We start from the raw sequence: 6,000 nt of genomic DNA on the forward strand, positions 1-6,000 counted from the left end.
GGGTGTGTCCGGCGAAAATTCCCCCGCTCATCACACCAGCGAGCGTCGCGAGACCGAATTGGGGCGCGCACACTGGGACCTGGGACGCGTACAGCCGGTTCTTGGAGCTGTGATGGGAAGGTTGCGCCGGAGTTCCGTCCGGGACTGCGCCATCGCGCTGGCGGTCGCGGCGATGACCGTCCAATGCGGCACGCAGCCGCCGCCTCCGGAACCGGCTTTCACCGCCGGCGTGGGGGAAGTGACCGCGCAGCGGCTGGGACCGAGCTGGCGGCCCGGGTGCCCCGTGCCGCCGGAACAGTTGCGGCTGCTGACGCTCACGCACGTCGGCATGGACGGCCGCGACCACATCGGAGAGCTCGTGGTGCACCAGGACCGGGTCGGGCCGACCATCGACGCGTTCCGGGAGCTGCACCGGATGCGGTTCCCCATCGAGCGGATGCGCACGCCCGAGCACTACCCGGGCGCTGACGATGAACTGTCCATGCGGGACAACAACACGTCCGCGTTCAACTGCCGCGAGATCAGCGGCAGCGGCAACTGGTCCAACCACGCCTACGGCCGTGCGGTGGACATCAACACGCTCATCAACCCGTACGTGAGCTCGGACGGACTGGTGCAGCCGGCGACGGCCGGGCCGTACCTGGACCGAACCCGGCGCGATCCCGGGATGTTCCACGCAGGCGACCCGGCCGTGCGGGTGTTCACCGACAGGGGCTGGACTTGGGGCGGCTCGTGGCACGATCCCAAGGACTACCAGCACTTCGAGCTGGAGTGACCGGCTTTCCGCCTCGATCCTCCGGATAGGACTCGCGGACCGGCGGGGGAACTACTTGTTCAAGTGCGGTTCGAGCTGCTCGGTCACGTAGTCGATGGCCGTCGTGCCCCCGGGCAGGAAGCCGACGAACTGGAAGAAGCCGTGCATCTGCCCGGAGAACCGGCGCAACTGCACCGCAACGCCCGCCGCGCGGAGCTTTTCCGCGTACGCCTCACCTTCGTCGCGCAGCACGTCGTGCTCGGCGGTGAGCACGATCGCTGGAGGCGAGCCCGCCAGATCCGCGCACCGCAGCGGCGAAGCGTCCGGCTCGGCGCGCGCCGCGATGTCCGGCACGTAGTGGTCCCAGAACCAGACCATCGTGTCCCGGGTGAGCATGAGCTGGTTGTCCGGATCGGTGTAGGAAGCGTTGTCCAGGTCCGCATCGGTGACCGGGTAAACCAAGACCTGTGCGGCGATCTGGGGGTCTCCGGCGGTTTTCGCCCGGTTGGCCAGCACCGCCGCCAGGTTGCCGCCCGCGCTGTCTCCGGCCACGACGAGCGGACCGCCCGCGCCACCGGTCACTTCCGCCACGTGCTGCGCGCTCCAGCGCAGCGCCGCCCAAGCATCGTCGACCGCAACCGGGTACCGGTGCTCCGGCGCCAGCCGGTATTCCACCAGCACGACCGTGCACCCGGTCCGCTGCGCCAGCACGCGACCGAGGGTGTCGAACTGGTCGACCGACCCGATGACCCAACCGCCTCCGTGCAGGTACACCAGCACACCGCGACTGCGTTCGGCCGGTCGCAGGACGCGCACCGCGATCTTCGCGCCGTCCGCGGCGAAGACCGCGGTGTCGCGAACCTCGTGCAGTTGCGGTCCGGGACCGCTGAGGTCCGTCATCGCCGCGGACATCTCCCGCGCCTCCTGCGGCTGAAGGGTGTGCATCGGTGCAGCACCGGTTTCGGCCATTTGGGCCAGGAAATCCGCCGTCGCCTTGTCCAGCGCCATGTTGTCGCTTCCCCTTGTCCGTTCGGATGTGCGTTGGTGGCTATTTGACGACGAAGCCGCTGTAGCCCGCGGCCGCGACTTCCTCGCACTTCTGCTCGTACAGCGTCAGACCACCGACGTAGGGCATGAAAACCCGTTGTTTGCCGGGAACGTTCGCACCCAGGTACCAGGAGTTCGCCCGCGGGAACAAGGTCTCCGCGGCCATCTCGTTGACGTGCGCGACCCACTCGCGCTCGGCTTCCGCCTCGGCCTCGATGGTGCGGTAGCCGTTGGTGTCCAAGTACTCGATGCAGCGGGCGGTCCACTCCACGTGCTGCTCGATGGAGGTGACCATGTTCGTCAGCACCGACGGGCTGCCCGGCCCGGCCAGGATGAACATGTTCGGGAATCCCGCGACCCCGAGCCCGAGGTAGGTGCGCGGGCCCGCGTCCCAGCGCCGCGCGAGTTGCTGCCCTCGCCTGCCGCGCACGTCGATCCGGTTGAGCGCACCGGTCATCGCGTCGAACCCGGTGGCCAGCACCAGCGCGTCCAGCTCGTGTTCGGTGCCGCCCGCGCGCACGCCATCGGCGGTCACCGTCTCCAGTGGACTTTCGAGCAGGTCGACCAGGCTCACGTCGTCCCTGTTGTAGGTCTCGAAGTAGCCGGTGTCCACGCAGATCCGTTTCGCGCCCAGCGGGTGATCACGCGGTAGCAGGCGTTCTGCGGTGTCCGGGTCGTCGACCACCTCGCGGATCTTGTCGCGGACGAACCCGGCGACCGCGTCGTTGGCGCGCTGGTCCAGCATCAGGTCGGCATAGGCACCGAGCAGGCTGAATCCGCCCTTGCCCCAGCGGTTCTCGAACTCCTGCCTGCGCTCGTGCTCGTCCACGTCGACCGCGTTCTGCTCGGTGTCCCCGCGGTCCACACCGGACGGACTGGCGCGAGCCTTGCGGCGGCGTTCCGGGTAGGTCGCCTTGACCTGGCGCAGCGTTTCGGCATCCAGCGGGCCGTTCATCGCTGGGACGGAGAAATTGGGTGTGCGCTGGAAAACGGTCAGATGCCGAGCCTGCTCGGCGAGCACCGGGATGGCTTGGATCCCGGAGGAACCGGTACCGACGACACCGACCCGCTGACCGGAGAAGTCCACACCGGACTCCGGCCACGTCCCGGTGTGGTGCACCGGACCGCGGAAGTCCGCCAAACCGGGCAGGCGCGGGGTTTGCGGTACCGACAGACAACCGGTGTCCCTGATGCAGAACCGGCTGACCAACGGGTCTCGACCTTCGCGGTGCACCGTCCACCGCGCGGTGTCCTCGTCGTAGTGCGCCGCGGTCACGCGCGTGTCGAAGGAGATGTCGCGGCGCAGGTCGAACCGGTCGGCGACGTGCGCGAGGTAGCGCTGGATCTCCGGTTGCGCCGGGTAACGCTCGGTCCACTCCCATTCCTGCTGCAGCTGTTCGTCCCACGAGTAGGAGTAGTCCACGCTCTCCACGTCGCAGCGGGCGCCGGGATAGCGGTTCCAGTACCACGTCCCGCCCACGTCGGAGCCGGCTTCCAGGACCCGTACCGACAGCCCCTGCGCGCGCAGCTTGTGGAGCATGTACAGCCCGGAGAATCCGGCGCCCACCACGACGGCGTCGAGGAGTTCCGGAGCGGTCGAAGGGGAGTTCGTCATCGCATGTCACCCGTCCACGCTGTTGACCGAAGGAGCCGGATTAGTTGGGAGCCGCAACTAAAAATCTAACGCAGCCGTCGTTCGGCAGCGATGAATGTCACTGACCTGGCCGAGTCCGCACAACTCGGCGTGATCAGCTCCCGCCAGCCGTCTGCGTCCTTTTCCGGTGCCGCGCGCAGCGCTTCCAGATCCGAGAACCACAACTCGCGCGCCGCGTCGAACTCCGGTCGCGCACCATCCACATAGGACTCCGGAATGCTCCGGGAACGGACGTGCCGCAGCGCCCCGACCGCACGCCCGCGGTCGCGGTCCGCGGAGTCGGCGAATCGCCGGTCGAAATCGTCGCCCGACAGCCCTTCGTCCGCGCGCAGCAGCCGGACCAGCTTCACACCGGTGGCCTCGCCGGGACCGTCCGAACCGTCCACCGCGGACTCGGCGGTGATCAGGAAGCGCAGCTTCGGGATGTCCATGAAGTGCACCTGGTCCGCATCCGCCTCGGCGTAGGCCGGATCGTCCTGCAACGCCAGCGCGGATCCCGGATCGTCCAGCCACACCTCGGGAATCCCGTGGTACGGCGCGTCGATGAGGTCGTCGGCCGCTGCCAGCCGGGAGTTCTGCACCGCGTGCCGGACGATCGAGATCGCCAGGGTGAGCGGGTCGCCGTGTGGGCGGTGCCAGTGCGCGTCGAACTCGGCCAGCGACAGGTCCGGCCGCTTGGTCAGCAGTGCCATCGTTTTGATCACAGTTCGCTCCCCTGTGGAATCGCGCGAGCGCGCGTCGTCGGATTCCGCTGCTCATGCGCGGATCGGGCGTGCTGCGGCGGATCAGGCGTATTGGATGAGCTTCGGTTCCAGGTAGGCGCGCAAGCCCTCAACGTTGCCTTCGCGGCCGATTCCGGACTGCTTGAACCCGCCGAAGGGCTGCACGACGCACATTTCCCAGCCGTTGATGGAGATCTGGCCGGTGCGCACCCGCCGTGCCACGCTTTCGGCGAGCTCGCCGTCGGCCGCGTAAACCGCGCCGGAGAGCCCGTAGTCGGAGTCGTTGGCGATGTCGACCGCTTCGTCGATGTCGTCGAACGGCAGCACGCACAGAACCGGCCCGAAGATCTCCTCGCGCGCGATGCGCATGTCGTTGCGCACGTCTGCGAACACGGTCGGCTGCACGTAGAAGCCCTTGTCCAGACCGGGCGGACGGCCACCCCCGGTGACCAGCCGCGCGCCTTCCGCGCGGCCGATGCGGATGTAGTCCTCCACCCGATCCCGCTGCCGTTCGGCCGCCAACGGACCGAGCGCGGTTCCGTCGTCCGTCGGGTCGCCGATCGCCATGCCTTCCAGCGCGGGAACCATCGCGTCCAGCAATTCCTGTTGGCGCGCACGAGGGACGAGGATCCGGGTCAGCGCCGCACAGACCTGCCCCGAGTGCCCGACCCCGGCGGGCAGCAGCGAGGGCAGCACCTGTTCCACCGGGATGTCGTCGGCGATGATGCCCGCGGATTTCCCGCCCAGTTCCAGCGAAACGCGGGTGACCCGCTCGCCGCACAGGCTCATGATGCGACGTCCGGCCGCGGTGCTGCCGGTGAAGGCGACCTTGTCCACGCCCGGGTGGGTCACCAGGTGCTCACCGGCTTCGCGCCCGGCGGGGAGCACGCTGATCACACCTTCCGGAAGCCCGGCCGCTTCCAGCGCCTCGGCGAGCAACAGCGTGCTCAGCGGGCCTTCCGGGGCGGGTTTCAGCACCACCGTGCAGCCGGCCGCGAGCGCCGGGCCGATCTTGAGCGAGGCGGTTGCGACGGGACCGTTCCACGGGATGACGCTGGCGACCACGCCGACCGGTTCGTGCACCAGCTTGCCCCGCCCGCCGTTCCAGTCCCGATCCTCCTCGAAGCCGAAACGGGTGTGCAATGTGGACACGTCGTCCCACATCTGCAGCGCGTTGTGGTGGAAAGCGCGGCTCACCGCGAGCGGCGCGCCGATCTCGGCGGTGAAGGCGGCGACCATGTCGTCGTAGCGGGCGGCGACCTCGCGCCCCACCCGCGCCAGCGCCTCGCCGCGCTCGGCAGGCGTCATCCGCGGCCACGGCCCGTGATCGAACGCCGTGCGTGCCGCGGACACCGCAGCGTCCACATCGGACTCGGTGATTTCCGGAACCGTGGCCAGCACTTCCTCGGTGCTGGGCGAGACGACTTCCAACCGGCCGGTGCCGCCGGGTTCGACCCACCGGCCACCGACGAACACCTGCGAGTAGCTCTTCAGCGCGGTACCGCCGAGCGCGGCGCTGCTGCTCATCCGGGCCTCCTGTCCCACCACCGGGCAACGGCGTCGGCCGGAGCGCGCGATCCGCGGTGACCGGCGACACAGTCACCTTGGCGGCGGGACATCCCCGCAGTCAATGAATTCCCTTATATTCATGCTCATCAATACGGAGCGTGATGCCACTCCGGGCCTGCGGGCGGACCCGGCGGGCTCACGCCGCGGAAGCCGGGTCCGCAGGTCTACCGCGCCCCTCCTGCGGGTCCAACCCCAGCATGTCCAGCAGTTCCCGCAGCTCATCGGCGTCGCGCGCGTGGTGGCCGACCGCGCGC

Annotated in this window: 5 protein-coding genes; 1 reads left to right on the forward strand and 4 read right to left on the reverse strand. The window is 69.0% G+C overall.

Annotated elements, in window-relative coordinates; genetic code table 11:
• Positions 1-112: 112 nt before the first annotated feature.
• A complete protein-coding gene (locus tag IJH84_RS04205) occupies positions 113-775 on the forward strand; it encodes a M15 family metallopeptidase (protein ID WP_200069555.1) in 663 nt (220 codons plus the stop codon).
• Between the two features lie 51 nt (positions 776-826).
• Here the strand turns inward: IJH84_RS04205 and IJH84_RS04210 are convergent, their stop codons facing one another.
• The 4 genes from IJH84_RS04210 to IJH84_RS04225 form a co-directional block, all read right to left on the reverse strand.
• Complete coding sequence (locus IJH84_RS04210) at positions 827-1,762, reverse strand: alpha/beta hydrolase (protein WP_295140394.1); 936 nt, start codon at positions 1,760-1,762, stop codon at positions 827-829.
• Positions 1,763-1,802: 40 nt separating this feature from the next.
• Positions 1,803-3,416, reverse strand: coding sequence for an NAD(P)/FAD-dependent oxidoreductase (locus IJH84_RS04215; RefSeq protein ID WP_295140397.1), 1,614 nt, complete (start codon positions 3,414-3,416; stop codon positions 1,803-1,805).
• A 65-nt stretch (positions 3,417-3,481) separates the two neighbouring features.
• The gene (locus tag IJH84_RS04220) at positions 3,482-4,159 is read right to left on the reverse strand and encodes an EthD domain-containing protein (RefSeq protein ID WP_295140400.1); all 678 of its coding nucleotides are present in this window, start codon (positions 4,157-4,159) and stop codon (positions 3,482-3,484) included.
• 81 nt (positions 4,160-4,240) lie between these two features.
• Positions 4,241-5,704 (reverse strand): aldehyde dehydrogenase, encoded by a 1,464-nt coding sequence (locus IJH84_RS04225; RefSeq protein ID WP_295140403.1) that lies wholly within the window; start codon positions 5,702-5,704, stop codon positions 4,241-4,243.
• Positions 5,705-6,000: the final 296 nt, after the last annotated feature.

Source organism: Saccharopolyspora sp., from assembly GCF_017434145.1.
In the GTDB taxonomy this organism is placed as follows: Bacteria; Actinomycetota; Actinomycetes; order Mycobacteriales; family Pseudonocardiaceae; genus Saccharopolyspora_C; species Saccharopolyspora_C galaxeae.

Excerpts from the sequence above, each read along its gene's own strand:
- IJH84_RS04205 (WP_200069555.1), top strand. The coding sequence starts at position 113 with ATGGGAAGGTTGCGCCGGAGTTCCGTCCGGGACTGCGCCATCGCGCTG.
- IJH84_RS04210 (WP_295140394.1), bottom strand. The coding sequence starts at position 1,762 with ATGGCGCTGGACAAGGCGACGGCGGATTTCCTGGCCCAAATGGCCGAA.
- IJH84_RS04215 (WP_295140397.1), bottom strand. The coding sequence starts at position 3,416 with ATGACGAACTCCCCTTCGACCGCTCCGGAACTCCTCGACGCCGTCGTG.
- IJH84_RS04225 (WP_295140403.1), bottom strand. The coding sequence starts at position 5,704 with ATGAGCAGCAGCGCCGCGCTCGGCGGTACCGCGCTGAAGAGCTACTCG.